We start from the raw sequence: 16,615 nt of genomic DNA, 5'->3' as shown, positions 1-16,615 counted from the left end.
CGAGGAAAGTCCATGAGTTACAAAGCCGTTGCCGCGCTGGCCTTCACCAGCATGTTCAGCCTCAGTACCCTGGTCAGCCCGGCCTTTGCGCAGGAGCAGGAAAAAGCGCTGAATTTCGGCATTATTTCGACGGAATCACAGCAGAACCTGAAGCCTCAGTGGGAACCCTTCCTGAAAGATATGGAAACCAAACTGGGGATCAAAGTGAACGCCTTCTTCGCCCCGGACTACGCGGGCATCATCCAGGGGATGCGCTTTAACAAAGTGGACATCGCCTGGTACGGCAACCTCTCGGCGATGGAAGCGGTGGATCGCGCAAACGGTCAGGTCTTTGCGCAAACCGTGGCCGCCGATGGCTCTCCGGGTTACTGGAGCGTGCTGATCGTCAACAAAGACAGCCCGATTAACAACCTCCAGGAGATGCTCGCCAAACGTAAAGAGCTCACCTTCGGCAACGGCGATCCCAACTCCACATCCGGCTTCCTGGTGCCGGGCTATTACGTCTTCGCCAAAAACAACGTCTCCACCAATGAATTCAAACGGACGGTCAACGCCGGGCATGAAACCAACGCCCTGGCCGTTGCCAACAAGCAGGTGGATGTTGCCACCAACAACACCGAAAACCTCGACAAGCTGAAGACCTCCGCCCCGGACAAGCTGAAAGAGCTGAAGGTGATCTGGAAATCCCCGCTGATCCCGGGCGACCCGATTGTGTGGCGTAAAAACCTCTCTGAAAGCACCAAGGACAAGGTGTACGACTTCTTTATGAACTACGGCAAAACCGCAGAAGAGAAGACCGTGCTGGAACGTCTGGGCTGGGCGCCATTCCGCGCCTCCAGCGATCTGCAGCTGGTCCCCATCCGCCAGCTGGCGCTGTTCAAACAGATCCAGGGCGTGAAGGACAACAAGGGTCTGAAGGAGGAAGAGAAGAACAGCAAGATGTCTGAAATTCAGGCGCAGCTGGACGATCTCGACCGCCTGACCGCGGCGCTTGGCGCCATGACCAGCGTAACGAAAGCGGTGCAGTAAAAACCCTGCCCCTCACCCCAGCCCTCTCCCCACAGGGGAGAGGGTGTAATCGTTCCCTCTCCCCTGTGGGGAGAGGGTTAGGGTGAGGGGACATAAACCAACGGAGTCAACATGCAAACCATCACTCTCCCACCCCCAAAGCGCAGCTGGTTCTCGCTGATTAGCTGGGCTGTGCTGCTGGCGGTACTCGTCGTCTCCTGGAAGGGCGCGGAAATGGCTCCGCTTACTCTCGTTCGGGACGCCGGCAACATGGCGACCTTCGCCGCCGACTTCTTCCCGCCGGACTTCAGCCAGTGGCAGGACTACCTCGGCGAAATGGCCGTCACCCTGCAAATTGCCGTCTGGGGCACCGCCCTGGCCGTGGTGCTCTCCATCCCCTTCGGCCTGATGAGCGCCGATAACATCGTGCCCTGGTGGATATACCAGCCGGTGCGTCGCCTGATGGATGCATGCCGCGCCATCAACGAAATGGTCTTTGCGATGCTGTTCGTGGTCGCCGTCGGTCTCGGTCCCTTCGCCGGGGTGCTGGCGCTTTTTATTCACACCACCGGCGTGCTCTCTAAACTGCTTTCCGAAGCGGTGGAAGCCATCGAACCCGGCCCGGTGGAAGGCATTCGCGCCACCGGCGCCAACAAGCTGGAAGAGATCCTCTACGGCGTACTGCCGCAGGTGATGCCGCTGCTCATCTCCTACTCCCTCTACCGCTTTGAGTCCAACGTTCGCTCGGCGACGGTGGTTGGCATGGTGGGCGCAGGCGGGATTGGCGTCACCCTGTGGGAAGCGATTCGCGGTTTCCAGTTCCAGCAAACCTGCGCCCTGATGGTGCTCATCATCATCACCGTCAGCCTGCTGGACTTCCTCTCTCAACGTTTGCGTAAGCACTTCATCTGAGAAGCGAGGCTTTGATTTGTATGCACTTATCCAGACATCCGACCAGTTACCCCACCCGCTGGCAAGAGATTGCGGCGAAGCTCGAAGTGGAGCTGCGCACCCATTACCGCTGCGGGGATTATCTGCCTGCGGAACAGCAGCTTGCCGACCGCTATGAAGTCAACCGTCACACCCTGCGCCGCGCCATCGACCAGCTGGTAGAGCGCGGCTGGGTGCAGCGCCGTCAGGGCGTCGGCGTGCTGGTGTTGATGCGCCCGTTTGACTACCCGCTTAACGCCCAGGCGCGCTTCAGCCAGAACCTGCTGGACCAGGGCAGCCACCCCACCAGCGAAAAACTGCTCTCGGTGCTGCGCCCGGCCTCCAGCCACGTGGCGGATGCGCTGGGGATCCAGGAGGGCGATAACGTCATCCACCTGCGCACGCTGCGTCGGGTTAACGGTGTGGCGGTATGCCAGATCGATCACTACTTCGCGGATCTGGCCCTCTGGCCGGTGCTGCAACAATTCGCCAGCGGCTCGCTGCATGACTTTCTGTTCGGGGCGACCGGCATCGCCCTGAAGCGTACCCAGACGCGCATCAGCGCCCGCCGTGCGCAGGCCAAAGAGAGCAAGGTGCTGGAAATTCCCAACATGGCGCCCCTGCTCTGCGTGCGCACCCTTAACCACCGTGACGACGAGGTGAACGCGACGGAGTACTCCGTCAGCCTGACCCGCGCCGACATGATTGAATTCACCATGGAGCACTGAATGCATTTCGATACCTCCACCCGCCAGCACTGGATGGCCGTGCTCGCCCACAGCCAGCCTGCGGCACTTGCAGCGCGGATGTCGGCGCTGAGCCTGACCCCGGTTTATGAACTGATTCGCGCCCCGGAGAGCGGGCTGGTGCAGATCCAGGCGCGGATGGGCGGCACCGGGGCACGCTATTTTGCCGGCGATGCCACCCTGACCCGCGCCGTGGTGCGCCTCGCCAGCGGCACGCTTGGCTACAGCTATCTGCTCGGGCGCAATAAACGCCACGCCGAGCAGTGCGCCGTGGTTGACGCCCTGCTGCAGGAAGCCCCCCATTTTCAGGCCTTAATGGAAACCGTTATTGCTCCGCTGGAAGCCGATCGCGCTGCACGCCTTGCCGCCCGTCAGGCCGAAGTGAACACCAGCCGGGTCGACTTCTTTACGCTCGTTCGCGGAGACAACGCATGACACTTCAACCCGCTTTTACCCTCGCCGTGCAGGATGCCCAGCACAGTTTCCGTCGTCTGCTAAAAGCGATGAGCGAACCGGGCGTCATCGTCTCGCTGCATCAGCTAAAGCATGGCTGGCAGCCGCTGAACCTCGCCACCACCAGCGTGCTGCTGACCCTCGCCGATAACGACACGCCGGTGTGGCTGTCAGGCTCCGTGGGCAACGATATCGTCAGCAGCAACCTGCGTTTTCATACCAGCGCGCCGCTGGTGGATCAGCCCCAGCAGGCGGTGTTCGCCGTCGCCGACGAGCACATCAGCCACGCGCAGCTCAACGCCCTGAGCGAAGGCACCGCCGTGGCGCCGGAGACCAGCGCCACGCTGATTCTGCAGGTTTCCAGCCTGAGCGGCGGACGCATGCTGCGCCTGACCGGGGCCGGCATCGCCGACGAACGGATGGTCGCTCCGCAGCTGCCAGAGTGCATTATCCATGAGCTGACCGAGCGCCCGCACCCGTTCCCGCTGGGGATCGACCTGCTGCTGACCTGCGGCGAACGCCTGCTGGCGATCCCGCGAACCACCCATGTGGAGGTGTGCTGATGTACGTTGCCGTTAAAGGGGGCGAGAAGGCGATCGCCGCCGCCCACGCGTTGCAGGCGCACCGACGCCGGGGCGATGAGCAGATATCCGAGCTGAGCGTGGCCCAGATTGAACAGCAGTTGAACCTGGCCGTCGACCGGGTGATGACCGAAGGCGGCATTGCCGACCGCGAGCTGGCGGCGCTGGCGCTGAAACAGGCCAGCGGCGACAACGTGGAAGCCATCTTTCTGCTGCGCGCTTACCGCACCACCCTGGCAAAGCTGGCGGTGAGCGAGCCCATCAACACCGCAGAGATGCGCCTCGAACGCCGCATTTCGGCGGTCTACAAGGATATTCCCGGCGGCCAGCTGCTCGGCCCGACCTACGACTACACCCATCGCCTGCTCGATTTCACCCTGCTGGCCAACGGCGAAGCCCCTCGCCTGACCCCTTCAGATGCCGCGCAGGATGCCGCTCCGCACGTCTTTAGCCTGTTGGCTAACCAGGGGCTGGCGAAAGCGGAAGAGGATTCGGGCGCACAGCCGGACGACATCACCCGCACCCCGCCTGTTTACCCCTGCTCCCGCGCCTCGCGCCTGCAACAGCTGATGCGTGGCGACGAAGGCTACCTGCTGGCGCTCGCCTACTCCACCCAGCGTGGCTACGGGCGTAACCACCCGTTCGCGGGTGAAATTCGTAGCGGCTATCTCGACATCAATATTGTGCCGGAAGAGCTGGGATTTACAGTGAACGTCGGTGAATTGCTGATGACCGAGTGCGAAATGGTCAACGGCTTTGTTACCCCGGATAACGACGCGCCGCACTTCACCCGCGGCTATGGCCTGGTGTTTGGCATGGGCGAGCGCAAGGCGATGGCGATGGCGCTAGTGGATCGCGCTCTCCAGGCCCCGGACTACAACGAGAATATTGCTGGCCCGGCGCAGGATGAGGAGTTTGTGCTGGCCCACGCGGATAACGTCGAGGCCGCCGGGTTTGTCTCACACCTCAAACTGCCGCACTACGTCGATTTCCAGGCTGAACTGGAGCTGCTTAAACGTCTGCAACAGGAGCGCGCAAATGGCTAACCTCAGCGGCTACAACTTTGCTTATCTGGATGAGCAAACCAAACGCATGATCCGCCGCGCCATTTTAAAAGCGGTGGCTATCCCCGGCTATCAGGTGCCCTTCGGTGGCCGTGAAATGCCGATGCCCTACGGCTGGGGCACCGGCGGGATCCAGTTAACCGCCAGCGTGATTGGCGAAGCGGACGTGCTGAAGGTCATCGACCAGGGGGCAGACGACACCACCAACGCGGTGTCTATCCGCCAGTTCTTCAGGCGCGTCACCGGGGTGAACACCACCGAGCGCACCGAAGACGCCACCCTGATCCAGACCCGCCACCGTATCCCGGAGACACCGCTCGCGGAAGATCAGATCCTGATTTTCCAGGTGCCGATCCCGGAGCCGCTGCGCTTTATCGAGCCGCGCGAAACCGAGACCCGCACCATGCACGCCCTGGAAGAGTACGGCGTGATGCAGGTGAAGCTCTACGAGGATATCGCCCGCTTCGGCCACATCGCCACCACCTACGCCTATCCGGTGAAGGTTAACGGACGCTACGTGATGGACCCGTCGCCGATCCCGAAATTCGATAACCCGAAGATGGACATGATGCCCGCCCTGCAACTCTTTGGCGCCGGGCGCGAGAAGCGCATCTACGCCGTGCCGCCTTACACCCGTGTGGAGAGCCTCGATTTCGACGATCACCCCTTTACGGTGCAGGAGTGGGATGAGCCGTGCGCCATCTGCGGCTCGAAGCACAGCTATCTCGACGAAGTGGTGCTGGATGACACCGGCAAGCGGATGTTTGTCTGCTCCGACACCGATTTTTGCCGCCAACAGAGCGAGGCCAACAGCCAATGAAACCGCTGCTTTCGGTCAATAACCTGACCCACCTTTATGCGCCGGGCAAAGGCTTCAGCGACGTGTCGTTCGACCTGTGGCCGGGCGAAGTGCTGGGGATTGTCGGCGAGTCCGGCTCCGGCAAAACCACCCTGCTGAAATCCCTCTCGGCGCGACTCACGCCGCAGAACGGCGACATTCTCTATAACGGCGACTCGCTGTATGGCATGAGCGAGGCCGGGCGCCGCCGCCTGCTGCGCACCGAGTGGGGCGTGGTGCATCAGCACCCGATGGACGGCCTGCGCCGCCAGGTGTCGGCGGGAGGCAACATCGGCGAACGGCTGATGGCCACCGGCGCGCGTCATTACGGCGAGATCCGCGCGACGGCGAAACACTGGCTGGAGGAGGTGGAGATCCCGGCGTCGCGTATCGACGACCTGCCAACCACCTTCTCCGGCGGGATGCAGCAGCGCCTGCAGATCGCCCGCAATCTGGTTACCCATCCGAAGCTGGTGTTTATGGATGAACCCACCGGCGGGCTGGACGTCTCGGTGCAGGCCCGCCTGCTGGATCTGCTCCGCGGTCTGGTGGTGGAGCTGAACCTGGCGGTGGTGATTGTCACCCACGATCTGGGGGTTGCCCGTCTGCTGGCGGACCGTCTGCTGGTCATGAAAAGCGGCGAAGTGGTGGAAAGTGGGCTGACCGACCGGGTGCTCGACGATCCGCATCACCCCTACACCCAGCTGCTGGTGTCGTCCGTTTTGCAGAATTGAGGTTGCTGTTGCCCGGCGGCGCTTCGCTTGCACGGGCCAACGAACAGCACACCTGTAGGCCGGGTAAGCGAAGCGCCACCCGGCATCCCGAACCACGAGGCCAACATGATCCGCGTTGAAAATGTCAGCAAAACCTTTGTGCTCCACCAGCAAAACGGCGTGCGTCTGCCGGTGCTGAAAAACGCCTCCCTTGAGGTGAAAAATGGCGAATGCGTGGTGCTGCACGGCCACTCCGGCAGCGGCAAATCGACCCTGCTGCGCTCCCTGTACGCCAACTATCTGCCGGATGAAGGTCACATCCATGTGCGTCACGGCGACGAATGGGTCGATCTGGTGCAGGCACCCGCGCGCAAAGTGCGGGACGTGCGTCGCACCACTATCGGCTGGGTCAGCCAGTTTTTACGGGTCATTCCGCGCGTCCCGGCGCTGGAGGTGGTGATGCAGCCGCTGCTGGATCTGGGCGTGCCGCGCGACACCTGCGCCGCCAAAGCCGCCAGCCTGCTGACGCGCCTCAACGTGCCGGAGCGCCTGTGGCATCTTGCCCCCTCTACCTTCTCCGGCGGGGAACAGCAGCGGGTGAATATCGCCCGGGGCTTTATCGTTGATTACCCGATTTTACTGCTCGACGAACCGACCGCCTCGCTGGATGCCAAAAACAGCGCGGCGGTTATTGAACTGATCGAAGAGGCCAAAGCGCGCGGCGCGGCGATCGTCGGGATCTTCCACGACGACGCGGTGCGGGATCGCGTGGCGGATCGTCTGCACCCGATGGGGATCACCGCATGATCGTGAACAACGTAAAACTGGTGCTGGAAAACGAGGTCGTTGACGGCTCCATCGACATTCAGGACGGCATTATCCGCGCCTTTGCCGAAACCCGCAGCCACCTGCCAGAGGCGATGGACGGCGAAGGCGGCTGGCTGCTGCCGGGGCTGATTGAGCTGCACACCGACAACATGGACAAGTTCTTCACCCCGCGCCCCAAAGTTGACTGGCCCGCCCATTCGGCAATGCGCAGCCACGACGGGATGATGGTGGCCAGCGGCATCACCACGGTGCTGGACGCGGTGGCGATTGGCGACGTGCGCGACGGCGGCGACCGTCTGGAGAACCTGGAGAAGATGATCAACGCCGTGGAAGAGACGCAGAAGCGCGGCCTCAACCGCGCCGAGCACCGTCTGCACCTGCGCTGCGAGCTGCCGCATCACACCACCCTGCCGCTGTTCGAGAAGCTGGTGGGCCGCGAGCCGGTGAGCCTGGTGTCGCTGATGGATCACTCCCCGGGCCAGCGCCAGTTCGCCAATATTGAAAAGTATCGCGAATACTACCAGGGTAAGTACTCCCTTAATGATGAGCAGATGGCGCGCTACGAAGAGGAGCAGCTGGCGCTTGCCGCCCGCTGGTCGCAGCCCAATCGTCAGGCGATTGCCGCGCAGTGCCGGGCGCGCAATATTGCGCTGGCCAGCCACGACGATGCTACCGCCGGACATGTGGTCGAATCCCATCAGCTTGGCAGCGTAATCGCCGAATTTCCCACTACCTTCGAAGCCGCAGAGGCATCCCGCCAGCACGGCATGAGCGTGCTGATGGGGGCGCCCAACATCGTGCGCGGCGGATCGCACTCCGGCAACGTGGCGGCCAGTAAACTGGCCTCCCTCGGCCTGCTGGATATTCTCTCCTCCGATTACTACCCCGCCAGCCTGCTGGATGCGGCGTTCCGGGTGGCGGACGACGAAGGCAACAGCTTTACCCTGCCGCAGGCCATCCGCCTGGTGACCCGAAACCCGGCGCAGGCGCTGAACCTGCACGACCGCGGGGTGATTGGCGAAGGCAAGCGGGCCGACCTGGTGCTGGCGCACCGTAAAGACGAGCACATTCATATCGACCACGTCTGGCGTCAGGGAAAACGGGTGTTCTGATGGGAAGAGTGATCTGGTTAATGGGGCCTTCGGGCTCCGGAAAGGACAGCCTGCTGGCGGCGTTGCGCCAGCAGTCACAGCCGCAGCTGCTGGTGGCGCACCGCTACATTACCCGCCCCGCCAGCGCCGGGAGCGAAAACCATATTGCGCTTAGCGAGCCTGAGTTTTTTACCCGTGCCGGGCAGCAACTGTTCGCCCTGAGCTGGCACGCCAACGGCTATTATTATGGGGTGGGTCTGGAGATCGACCTGTGGCTGCACGCCGGGTTTGACGTGGTAGTGAACGGCTCACGCGCCCATCTGCCCCAGGCGCAGGCGCGCTATGCCCAGGCGTTATTGCCCGTCTGTTTGCAGGTCTCGCCTGATATTTTGCGCCAGCGGCTGCAGGCCCGTGGACGAGAGAACGCCAGCGAGATCGAGCAGCGGCTGGCGCGCGCCGCCCGTTACACACCGTCCGGTTGTCCGATCCTTAACAACGACGGGAGTTTGCACCAGTCTGTCGATAACCTGCTGTCACTCATTCACCAGAAGGAGAAAAACCATGCCCGAGTGTGAGTTGCGCCCTGCCACCGCAGAGGACGTCGATGCCGTCTATGGCCTGATCTGTGAGTTAAAACAGGCGGAGCTTGACCGGTCGGCGTTTCATGCCGGGTTCGCGGCCAATCTGCAGGATCACAATATGCGTTACCAGCTGGCCGAGCAGGATGGACACATTATCGGGATGATCGGCCTGCACATGCAGTTTCACCTGCATCACGCCAACTGGATCGGCGAGATCCAGGAGCTGGTGGTGATGCCGCAGGCGCGCGGCCTGAAGGTCGGCAGCCAACTGCTGGCCTGGGCGGAAGAAGAGGCCCGCCATGCCGGGGCGGAGATGACCGAGCTCTCCACCAGCGTGAAGCGCCTTGATGCCCACCGCTTTTATCTTCGTGAAGGGTATACCCAGAGCCATTTCCGCTTCACTAAACCTCTGTAAGGAGGCGCCATGAGTCTGACGATTACGTTAACGGGAACCGGTGGCGCCCAGCTGGTGCCCGCCTTTGGCTGCGACTGCCCCGCCTGCCGCCGGGCGCGTTTGCAGGACGCGTATCGCCGTCGCCCCTGTAGCGCGGTGGTCAAATTCAATGATGCGGTGACGCTGCTGGATGCCGGGATCCCGCACCTGATGGACGACTGGCCTGCGGGCAGTTTTCAGCAGTTTTTGCTCACCCACTACCATATGGATCACGTCCAGGGGCTGTTCCCACTGCGCTGGGGCGTGGGGGCGACCATTCCGGTATACGGCCCGCCGGATGAGGCCGGGTGCGACGATCTGTTTAAGCATCCCGGTATTCTCGATTTTAGCCATACCCTGGAGCCCTTTGTGGTGTTTGAACTGCAGGGCCTGCGGGTGACGCCGCTGCCGCTCAACCATTCGAAGCTGACCTTTGGCTATCTGCTGGAGAGCGCCCATAGCCGCGTGGCCTGGCTGTCCGATACCGCCGGGCTGCCGGACAAAACGGTGAAGTTTTTACTCAACAACCAGCCGCAGGCCATCGTGATTGACTGTAGCCATGAACCGCGGGCAGAGACGCCGGGCAACCATTGCGATCTGAACACGGTTATCGCCCTGAATCAGATCATTGGCTGCCCGCAGGTGATCCTGACCCATATCAGCCATGAGTTTGACGTGTGGATGATGGACAACCCGCTACCGGAAGGGTTCGAGGCGGGGTATGACGGGATGGTGCTGGTGCTGGATTAGCGACTTTCTCCCTCTCCCTGTGGGCTGAGGGATCCCCACAAAAAAATATACGCATGAACGATCCCCTCTCCCCTCTGAGGAGAGGGTTAGGGTGAGGGGAACATGTGGCTCAGGCGGTGGTTCCGGTCACCTCACGCTCCTTGTTACCGCCGATCGTAATCCTCTTCCAGCCTGCGCTCGTCATCTTCTAAACGGCGCCGGTCTTCATCCAGCTGTCGCTGGCGCTCATCTAAACGCTGGCGGCGGTCCTCAAGCTGTCTGCGACGGTCTTCATACTGCCGGCTGTCGCTTTGACGACGCCGATCGTAACGGTCATCGTCATCGTTATTGCGGTCGCTGTTAGGGTTGTAGGCGTCGTTAATGGCCTGCTGAATGTTGCCGATGGTGTCGTCAACCAGATCGGCGTGGGCCAGATGGCTGGTTAAAGAGAGCAGGCCCAATAGCAGGGCGGTAGAGTATTGTTTCATAAAGCCAGTCTCGCAGGTGAGCTGGCTTTACGGTAATGAACGGCGGGTGGGGCGAGTAGCGGAGGAATCTCAAATATGGGCCACTTTCCTTAGCGCCTGCGCCAGCTGCCCACGGGTAAAGGGCTTGCGCAGCAGCTCCACGTCGGGTAGCTGTGGGTTGTGTGCCGGGCGCAGATCCTGGCCGCTCATCAATAACACCGGCAGATGCGGGAACTGCTGGCGAACCTGCTGGATCACCTCCGCGCCACTCAGGGTACCGGGGAGCATTAAGTCACTGATAAAGATTTCGATATCCGCCGAGGCGCCGAGCATCTGTAGTGCCTGCTCGCCGGTTTCCGCCTCCAGCGTCAGATAGCCCAGCTGGTGCAGCTGTTCGCAGAGCGTCTGGCGGACATCACTTTGATCGTCCAGCACCAGCACCAGCCGGTCGCTTTGTGCCGCTGCGGCTGCCGTCGGCGTCTCCGGCTGGGGAAGCGCCTGCTGCGTAGCGCGCGGCAGATGCAGCCGCACGGTGGTGCCCTGCCCGGGCGCGCTTTCAATCTCTACCCGTCCGCCGGACTGACGCACAAAGCCATACACCATCGACAGCCCCAGCCCGCTGCCGCTGCCGGTCTGCTTGGTGGTGAAGAAGGGTTCAAACACCTGGGATTTGATCGCCTGCGACATGCCGCATCCGTGGTCGATCACCTCCAGCGCCACCATATCCTGCCTGCGGCCGTCGCTGCGGGTGACACGCTGGTTCCAGGTGCGAATTTTGATAGCACCTGCGTGCCCTTCCATCGCATCGCGGGCGTTCATCACCAGATTGATGATGGCGTTTTCCAGCTGGCTGACGTCAATCCACGCCGGCCACGCCGGGGTTTGCGCTTCGATCTCCAGGGTAACGGTGGCGGGCAGGGAGTGGCGCATCAGTTCGGCCAGGTTTTCCAAAAGCGGCTTCATCTCCACCGCGTGCGGATTCAGGGACTGCTTACGGGAGAAGGCCAGCAGGCGCTGGGTCAACAGCGCCCCGCGCTCGGCGGCCTTCAGCGCGCGGCTGATGCGCGCCGCATCCGGCGAATGGGGATCGGCCAGCTCCAGGCTGCCGATGATCACCGCCAGCAGATTATTAAAATCATGCGCCAGCCCGCCCGTCAGCTGTCCCACCGCCTTCATCTTCTGGCTGTGCAGCAGCGCCTCTTCCAGGCCCTGGCGTTCAATGCGGGCCACCTCCATCTGCGAGGTCCTCTCTTTTAATAACCGGGTGGTGTGCTCCAGCGACGCGGTATTGCGGGCAAAGACGTTGAACGCCCGCGCCAGCTCACCCAGTTCATCCCGGCGCTGCAACGCGGGCACCGAGACATCCTGCTCGCCGTGGGCCAGCCGCGACATCGCCCGGGAGATGGCGGTCAGGTTGGTGCCCAGGTTGCGGTAGATATACCAGCAGGCAAAGGCGGTAATGATCAGCGCCAGCACGGCGAAAACGGTGATAAAGACGCTGATGGAGCGCAGCTCCTGATGGCTTTCGGCGGTGCGCAGCTGCGAGGCCTGTGCCACCTGCTCCACGTACTGATTAATATCGCTGTTTAAGATCGCCACCAGCGCCTTGATATGGAACATATACCAGCTGATGGAGAGATCGCTCTCTTCCAGCTGCCCGGAGAGCGGGCCGAGTGTATTCAGCCCTGCGTTTAAGTCAGGCAGTACAAAGCTCACCACCGGCTGGGCGGCGCGTTGGGGCAGCATTGCCGTCACCGTCTCCAGCTGCTGAAGGGTGGCGCGCGGCGAGGGCGTCTCAATGGCGGCCACGATGAGACGATCCATCTCGCTGAGCAGGCGGGCGTCAGGCACGTTGCTGGCGTAGCGGCGGTTGATGTCCTGCAAATGGCGCAGGTAGCTCTGGTTCTGGTAGAGGGCGCTGAGCAGGGCGTTACGCTCCAGATGGCGTCGCTGCCCGCGCTCCAGCATCCCGGTTACGCTTCGCTGTAGCTCATTGCTGCGCCGGATGATCCGCGCCACCAGCGCGGGCTCCTGTTGTGCCAGTGGGGCATCGGCAAGCTGCGCCAGCGCATGGCCCAGCGCCGTCTGGGTCTGCTTCAGCCGGTTGGCTTCATCTTTATATTCCAGCGCCCCCACCACCTGCGACAGCCGCACCGCCGCCGTCGCCACGTTGGCGGTTTCCCGCGCCAGGTTCATGCTGCCGGTCATGTCATCCAGCGTCTGCTGCTGCACCTGCTCCTGGATCTGGCTGGCATGGCGAAAGCCCAGCACCGCCACGCCGCTGACCATTAACGTCACCGCCACCACCAGCAGATTAAAGATCAGCAGGCGGCCACGGGCGCTGGCGAAAAAAGGGGGACGGCGTGAGGGCATTGATGTTGGCTCCGGTGCTGTGTGTATCCCCTCACCCTAACCCTCTCCCCAAAGGGGAGAGGGAACAATTACACCCTCTCCCCTTTGGGGAGAGGGCCGGGGTGAGGGGTAATAACTATCGTTAACTGTGATCCACATTAACTATTCATAACTATGACAAATATGAACGACTTCTGACATTTTGCATTTACCGGGCTGTGATGAAGTGCGGATATCGAACGTCACAGGAGATCCGCCATGAGCAGAACCCCGGTTTTAGAGATGCGCAACATTGCCAAAACCTTTGGCAGCTTTCACGCGCTGAAGGGTGTGGATCTGACGGTTTTTCCCGGGGAGATCCACGCGCTGATGGGCGAAAACGGCGCCGGAAAAAGCACGCTGATGAAAATCCTCGCCGGGGCCTACACCGCCACCAGCGGTGAGATCCTGATCGACGGCAAGCCGTTTCATATCAAAGGCCCGAAAGACGCGCTGGCCGCGGGTATCACCCTGATTTACCAGGAGATGCAGCTGGCGCCAAATCTCACCGTGGCCGAAAATATCTTCCTCGGCAGCGAACTGTCCCGCGGCGGTCTGGTGCAGCGCAAAGAGATGGCGGCCCAGGCTCAGGCGGTGATCGACCGGCTCGGCGCCAACTTTAAGGCCACCGACCTGGTGATGAAGCTGACCATCGCCGAACAGCAGCAGGTGGAAATTGCCCGCGCCCTGCACCGCAACAGCCGCATTCTGGTGATGGATGAACCCACCGCCGCCCTCTCCTCCCGCGAAACCCATCGCCTGTTTGAACTGATTTTGCGTCTGCGCGACGAAGGGATGGCAATTATCTACATCAGCCACCGCATGGCGGAGGTGTATGAGCTGTCGGACCGCGTCAGCGTGCTGCGTGACGGCCAGTACGTCGGCAGTCTGACCAGCGACAGGCTCAACGCCGCTGAGCTGGTGCGCATGATGGTGGGACGGCCCTTAAGCGATCTGTTCAACAAAGAGCGCGATATCCCTCTCGGCAGCCCGCGCCTTAACGTCCACCACCTGACCGACGGCGGCAAAGTGCAGCCCTGTAGCCTGCTGGTGCGTTCCGGCGAAATCGTCGGTCTGGCGGGGCTGGTGGGTGCCGGGCGTTCGGAGCTGGCCCAGTTGATTTTCGGCGTGCGCAAGGCCACCGGCGGCATGATTGAGGTGGATGGCGAGCCGGTGGTGATCCACTCCCCGCGCGCCGCCATCGATCACGGCATCGGCTTTTTAACCGAGAACCGCAAGGAACAGGGGCTGTTTCTCGAGCTGGCGGCACAGGAGAACATCACCATGGCGACGCTGGAGCGGGACGCCACCTTCGGCTGGCTTAACCGCAAAAAAGCGCAGTCGATCTCCGATGACGCCATCGCCCTGCTCAATATCCGCGTGCCGCACTCCCAGGTGCGGGCGGGCGGGCTCTCCGGCGGCAACCAGCAAAAGCTGCTGATCTCCCGCTGGGTGGCCATTGGCCCGCGTATTCTGATCCTTGATGAACCGACCCGCGGCGTGGACGTCGGCGCCAAAAGCGAGATCTACCGGATCATGAACCAGATGGCGCGCAAAGGGGTGGCGATCCTGATGATCTCCAGCGAACTGCCGGAAGTGGTCGGCATGAGCGATCGCGTCTATGTAATGCGCGAAGGGAGCATCGCCGGGGAGCTGCACCGACGCGATATCTCTCAGGAAAACATTATGACGCTGGCAACCGGCGTGAACGACTCTCATCACCAGGCGGTAAAATCATGAGCCAACAAAATACTCCGCAACAGGTGGCCAAAGCGGCCTCCGCAAAAAAAATGCTGATGGGCGATCTGATGCAAACCATCGGTATCCTGCCGATATTGATCCTGATTGTCGCGGTCTTTGGCTTTATCGCGCCCAACTTCTTTACCGAAAGCAATCTGCTGAACATTACCCGTCAGGCGTCGATCAACATCGTACTGGCGGCAGGGATGACCTTCATCATTTTAACCGGCGGCATCGACCTTTCGGTGGGCTCGATTCTGGGCACCACGGCGGTGGCGGCGATGGTGGTGTCGCTGATGCCGGAGCTGTCGATGCTCTCGGTGCCGGCGGCGCTGATGCTCGGTATGGTGCTCGGGTTGTTCAACGGGGCGCTGGTGGCCTTTGCCGGACTGCCCCCCTTTATCGTCACGCTGGGCACCTATACGGCGCTGCGCGGGGCGGCCTATCTGCTGGCCGACGGCACGACGGTGATCAACTCCAGCATTAGCTTCGAGTGGATCGGGAATAACTACCTCGGGCCGGTGCCGTGGCTGGTGGTGATCGCCCTGGCGGTGATCGCTATCTGCTGGTTTATCCTGCGCCGCACCACCCTCGGGGTACATATTTACGCGGTGGGCGGCAACATGCAGGCGGCGCGCTTAACCGGTATCAAGGTCTGGATGGTGCTGCTGTTTGTCTACGGCATGAGCGGCCTGCTTTCGGGTCTCGGCGGGGTGATGAGCGCCTCGCGCCTCTACAGCGCCAACGGCAATTTAGGTACCGGCTATGAGCTGGACGCCATCGCCGCGGTGATCCTCGGCGGCACCAGCTTTGTCGGCGGCATCGGCACTATCACCGGTACGCTGGTGGGGGCGCTGATTATCGCCACCCTTAACAACGGCATGACGCTGATGGGGGTCTCCTACTTCTGGCAACTGGTGATCAAAGGGGCGGTGATCATCATTGCGGTGCTGATCGACAAATACCGTACCCGACACCATCAAAGTGCATAACAACAACATCTTACTTCGAGGAATAGAGCATGAAATTGAAGCCCTTAGTTACCGCGCTCTGTGCTGGCGCACTGCTTGCAGCAAGCCCGTTTGTCCAGGCAAAAGAGCTGAAGTCCATCGGGGTGACGGTGGGCGATCTGGCGAACCCGTTCTTTGTGCAGATCACCAAAGGGGCGGAGCTGGAGGCGCGCAAGCTGGCGGGTGATAACGTGAAAGTGACGCTGGTCTCCAGCGGCTACGATCTCGGCCAGCAGGTTTCTCAGATTGATAATTTTATCGCGGCGAAAGTCGATATGATCATTCTCAACGCCGCGGATTCAAAAGGGATCGGCCCGGCGGTGAAGCGTGCGAAAGACGCGGGTATCGTGGTGGTGGCGGTTGACGTGGCGGCAGAAGGCGCCGATGCCACCATCACCTCCAACAACACCCAGGCGGGTGAAATTGCCTGTAAGTTGATCACCGATCGTCTGAAAGGCAAAGGCAACGTGGTGATCATCAACGGACCACCGGTCTCTGCGGTGCAGAACCGCGTGGAAGGCTGTAAGACCGAATTCAAAAAACATCCGGATATCAAAGTGCTCTCGGATAACCAGAACGCCAAAGGCAGCCGTGAAGGCGGGCTGGAGGTGATGACCTCGCTGCTGGCGGCCAATCCGAAGATCGACGGCGTGTTTGCGATCAACGATCCCACGGCGATCGGCGCCGATCTGGCGGCAAAACAGGCGCAGCGTAGCGAGTTCTTTATCGTTGGTGTGGATGGCTCCCCGGATGCCGAAGAGGCCCTGAAGCGTGAAAACTCGCTGTTTATCGCGACCCCGGCCCAGGATCCGCAGGTGATGGCGGCAAAAGCGGTGGAGATCGGCTATGACATTCTGCAGGGCAAACCTGCGCCAACAGAGCCTGTCCTGATCCCGGTGACGATGATCGATAAGAGCAACGTCGGCAATTATAAGGGCTGGACGGTTAAGTAAGCATTGTGTGGCCTGTGCCTCTCACCCTAACCCTCTGTCCAAAGGGGAGAGGGGACGAT

Annotated in this window: 18 protein-coding genes; 16 read left to right on the top strand and 2 right to left on the bottom strand. The window is 61.6% G+C overall.

The window, feature by feature from the left end:
- Positions 1-12 precede the first annotated feature (12 nt).
- From phnD to phnP, 13 genes are all read left to right on the top strand, one after another.
- Positions 13-1,029, top strand: coding sequence for a phosphonate ABC transporter substrate-binding protein (phnD, locus tag MXM41_RS11345; protein WP_325932021.1), 1,017 nt, complete (start codon positions 13-15; stop codon positions 1,027-1,029).
- 111 nt (positions 1,030-1,140) lie between these two features.
- Positions 1,141-1,920 (top strand): phosphonate ABC transporter, permease protein PhnE, encoded by a 780-nt coding sequence (phnE, locus tag MXM41_RS11340; RefSeq protein WP_325932019.1) that lies wholly within the window; start codon positions 1,141-1,143, stop codon positions 1,918-1,920.
- A 20-nt stretch (positions 1,921-1,940) separates the two neighbouring features.
- Entirely contained in the window at positions 1,941-2,666 is a 726-nt protein-coding gene (gene phnF, locus MXM41_RS11335) for a phosphonate metabolism transcriptional regulator PhnF (RefSeq protein WP_325932018.1), read from the top strand.
- Positions 2,667-3,119, top strand: a complete 453-nt coding sequence (gene phnG, locus MXM41_RS11330; protein ID WP_325932017.1) for a phosphonate C-P lyase system protein PhnG — start codon at positions 2,667-2,669, stop codon at positions 3,117-3,119.
- The gene (gene phnH, locus MXM41_RS11325; protein ID WP_325932016.1) at positions 3,116-3,700 is read left to right on the top strand and encodes a phosphonate C-P lyase system protein PhnH; all 585 of its coding nucleotides are present in this window, start codon (positions 3,116-3,118) and stop codon (positions 3,698-3,700) included. Before phnG ends, phnH begins: the two co-directional genes overlap by 4 nt.
- A complete protein-coding gene (locus tag MXM41_RS11320) occupies positions 3,700-4,764 on the top strand; it encodes a carbon-phosphorus lyase complex subunit PhnI (protein WP_325932015.1) in 1,065 nt (354 codons plus the stop codon). Before phnH ends, MXM41_RS11320 begins: the two co-directional genes overlap by 1 nt.
- A complete protein-coding gene (phnJ, locus tag MXM41_RS11315) occupies positions 4,757-5,602 on the top strand; it encodes an alpha-D-ribose 1-methylphosphonate 5-phosphate C-P-lyase PhnJ (RefSeq protein WP_325932014.1) in 846 nt (281 codons plus the stop codon). The genes MXM41_RS11320 and phnJ overlap by 8 nt, the downstream gene beginning before the upstream one ends.
- Positions 5,599-6,354, top strand: coding sequence for a phosphonate C-P lyase system protein PhnK (gene phnK / locus MXM41_RS11310; protein ID WP_325932013.1), 756 nt, complete (start codon positions 5,599-5,601; stop codon positions 6,352-6,354). Before phnJ ends, phnK begins: the two co-directional genes overlap by 4 nt.
- A 105-nt stretch (positions 6,355-6,459) precedes the next feature.
- A complete protein-coding gene (gene phnL, locus MXM41_RS11305; RefSeq protein WP_325932562.1) occupies positions 6,460-7,140 on the top strand; it encodes a phosphonate C-P lyase system protein PhnL in 681 nt (226 codons plus the stop codon).
- Positions 7,137-8,273 carry an alpha-D-ribose 1-methylphosphonate 5-triphosphate diphosphatase gene (gene phnM / locus MXM41_RS11300; RefSeq protein ID WP_325932012.1) on the top strand — a complete coding sequence of 379 codons (1,137 nt, stop codon included), beginning with the start codon at positions 7,137-7,139 and terminating at the stop codon, positions 8,271-8,273. The genes phnL and phnM overlap by 4 nt, the downstream gene beginning before the upstream one ends.
- Positions 8,270-8,827 (top strand): ribose 1,5-bisphosphokinase, encoded by a 558-nt coding sequence (phnN, locus tag MXM41_RS11295; protein WP_325932561.1) that lies wholly within the window; start codon positions 8,270-8,272, stop codon positions 8,825-8,827. Before phnM ends, phnN begins: the two co-directional genes overlap by 4 nt.
- Positions 8,814-9,248 (top strand): aminoalkylphosphonate N-acetyltransferase, encoded by a 435-nt coding sequence (gene phnO, locus MXM41_RS11290; RefSeq protein ID WP_114316128.1) that lies wholly within the window; start codon positions 8,814-8,816, stop codon positions 9,246-9,248. The genes phnN and phnO overlap by 14 nt, the downstream gene beginning before the upstream one ends.
- Positions 9,249-9,257: 9 nt before the next feature.
- A complete protein-coding gene (phnP, locus tag MXM41_RS11285) occupies positions 9,258-10,016 on the top strand; it encodes a phosphonate metabolism protein PhnP (RefSeq protein WP_325932010.1) in 759 nt (252 codons plus the stop codon).
- A 143-nt stretch (positions 10,017-10,159) separates the two neighbouring features.
- On the opposite strand, the gene yjdP is transcribed toward phnP, so the two are convergent.
- Together yjdP and MXM41_RS11275 are read right to left on the bottom strand one after the other, a co-directional pair.
- A complete protein-coding gene (gene yjdP / locus MXM41_RS11280) occupies positions 10,160-10,483 on the bottom strand; it encodes a DDRRRQL repeat protein YjdP (RefSeq protein ID WP_325932009.1) in 324 nt (107 codons plus the stop codon).
- 69 nt (positions 10,484-10,552) lie between these two features.
- Positions 10,553-12,835 carry an ATP-binding protein gene (locus MXM41_RS11275; RefSeq protein ID WP_325932008.1) on the bottom strand — a complete coding sequence of 761 codons (2,283 nt, stop codon included), beginning with the start codon at positions 12,833-12,835 and terminating at the stop codon, positions 10,553-10,555.
- A gap of 237 nt (positions 12,836-13,072) precedes the next feature.
- Here MXM41_RS11275 and MXM41_RS11270 point away from each other — a divergent pair, with 237 nt between their 5' ends.
- From MXM41_RS11270 to MXM41_RS11260, 3 genes are read left to right on the top strand one after another with little or no spacing between them, the layout of a single operon-like run.
- On the top strand, positions 13,073-14,593 hold the full coding sequence (locus tag MXM41_RS11270; RefSeq protein ID WP_325932007.1) for a sugar ABC transporter ATP-binding protein: 1,521 nt from the start codon (positions 13,073-13,075) through the stop codon (positions 14,591-14,593).
- Positions 14,590-15,585: an ABC transporter permease subunit gene (locus tag MXM41_RS11265; protein ID WP_325932006.1), complete on the top strand. Its 996-nt coding sequence runs from the start codon at positions 14,590-14,592 to the stop codon at positions 15,583-15,585. Before MXM41_RS11270 ends, MXM41_RS11265 begins: the two co-directional genes overlap by 4 nt.
- Before the next feature lie 29 nt (positions 15,586-15,614).
- Positions 15,615-16,556, top strand: a complete 942-nt coding sequence (locus MXM41_RS11260; protein WP_325932005.1) for an ABC transporter substrate-binding protein — start codon at positions 15,615-15,617, stop codon at positions 16,554-16,556.
- The last annotated feature ends 59 nt before the right edge of the window (positions 16,557-16,615 follow it).

It is taken from the genome of Leclercia adecarboxylata, from assembly GCF_035787115.1.
GTDB lineage: Bacteria > Pseudomonadota > Gammaproteobacteria > Enterobacterales > Enterobacteriaceae > Enterobacter > Enterobacter adecarboxylatus_E.
The sequence above is the reverse complement of the archived record's forward strand: the minus strand, read 5'-3'. Positions and strand labels throughout refer to the sequence as shown.

What these genes read in the sequence shown, in the direction of transcription:
- phnK (WP_325932013.1), top strand. Translation starts at nt 5,599, where the DNA reads ATGAAACCGCTGCTTTCGGTCAATAACCTGACCCACCTTTATGCGCCG.
- phnH (WP_325932016.1), top strand. Translation starts at nt 3,116, where the DNA reads ATGACACTTCAACCCGCTTTTACCCTCGCCGTGCAGGATGCCCAGCAC.
- phnP (WP_325932010.1), top strand. Translation starts at nt 9,258, where the DNA reads ATGAGTCTGACGATTACGTTAACGGGAACCGGTGGCGCCCAGCTGGTG.
- phnO (WP_114316128.1), top strand. Translation starts at nt 8,814, where the DNA reads ATGCCCGAGTGTGAGTTGCGCCCTGCCACCGCAGAGGACGTCGATGCC.
- phnG (WP_325932017.1), top strand. Translation starts at nt 2,667, where the DNA reads ATGCATTTCGATACCTCCACCCGCCAGCACTGGATGGCCGTGCTCGCC.
- phnL (WP_325932562.1), top strand. Translation starts at nt 6,460, where the DNA reads ATGATCCGCGTTGAAAATGTCAGCAAAACCTTTGTGCTCCACCAGCAA.
- phnJ (WP_325932014.1), top strand. Translation starts at nt 4,757, where the DNA reads ATGGCTAACCTCAGCGGCTACAACTTTGCTTATCTGGATGAGCAAACC.
- MXM41_RS11260 (WP_325932005.1), top strand. Translation starts at nt 15,615, where the DNA reads ATGAAATTGAAGCCCTTAGTTACCGCGCTCTGTGCTGGCGCACTGCTT.
- MXM41_RS11270 (WP_325932007.1), top strand. Translation starts at nt 13,073, where the DNA reads ATGAGCAGAACCCCGGTTTTAGAGATGCGCAACATTGCCAAAACCTTT.
- phnE (WP_325932019.1), top strand. Translation starts at nt 1,141, where the DNA reads ATGCAAACCATCACTCTCCCACCCCCAAAGCGCAGCTGGTTCTCGCTG.
- phnF (WP_325932018.1), top strand. Translation starts at nt 1,941, where the DNA reads ATGCACTTATCCAGACATCCGACCAGTTACCCCACCCGCTGGCAAGAG.
- MXM41_RS11320 (WP_325932015.1), top strand. Translation starts at nt 3,700, where the DNA reads ATGTACGTTGCCGTTAAAGGGGGCGAGAAGGCGATCGCCGCCGCCCAC.
- phnD (WP_325932021.1), top strand. Translation starts at nt 13, where the DNA reads ATGAGTTACAAAGCCGTTGCCGCGCTGGCCTTCACCAGCATGTTCAGC.
- MXM41_RS11265 (WP_325932006.1), top strand. Translation starts at nt 14,590, where the DNA reads ATGAGCCAACAAAATACTCCGCAACAGGTGGCCAAAGCGGCCTCCGCA.
- MXM41_RS11275 (WP_325932008.1), bottom strand. Translation starts at nt 12,835, where the DNA reads ATGCCCTCACGCCGTCCCCCTTTTTTCGCCAGCGCCCGTGGCCGCCTG.
- yjdP (WP_325932009.1), bottom strand. Translation starts at nt 10,483, where the DNA reads ATGAAACAATACTCTACCGCCCTGCTATTGGGCCTGCTCTCTTTAACC.
- phnM (WP_325932012.1), top strand. Translation starts at nt 7,137, where the DNA reads ATGATCGTGAACAACGTAAAACTGGTGCTGGAAAACGAGGTCGTTGAC.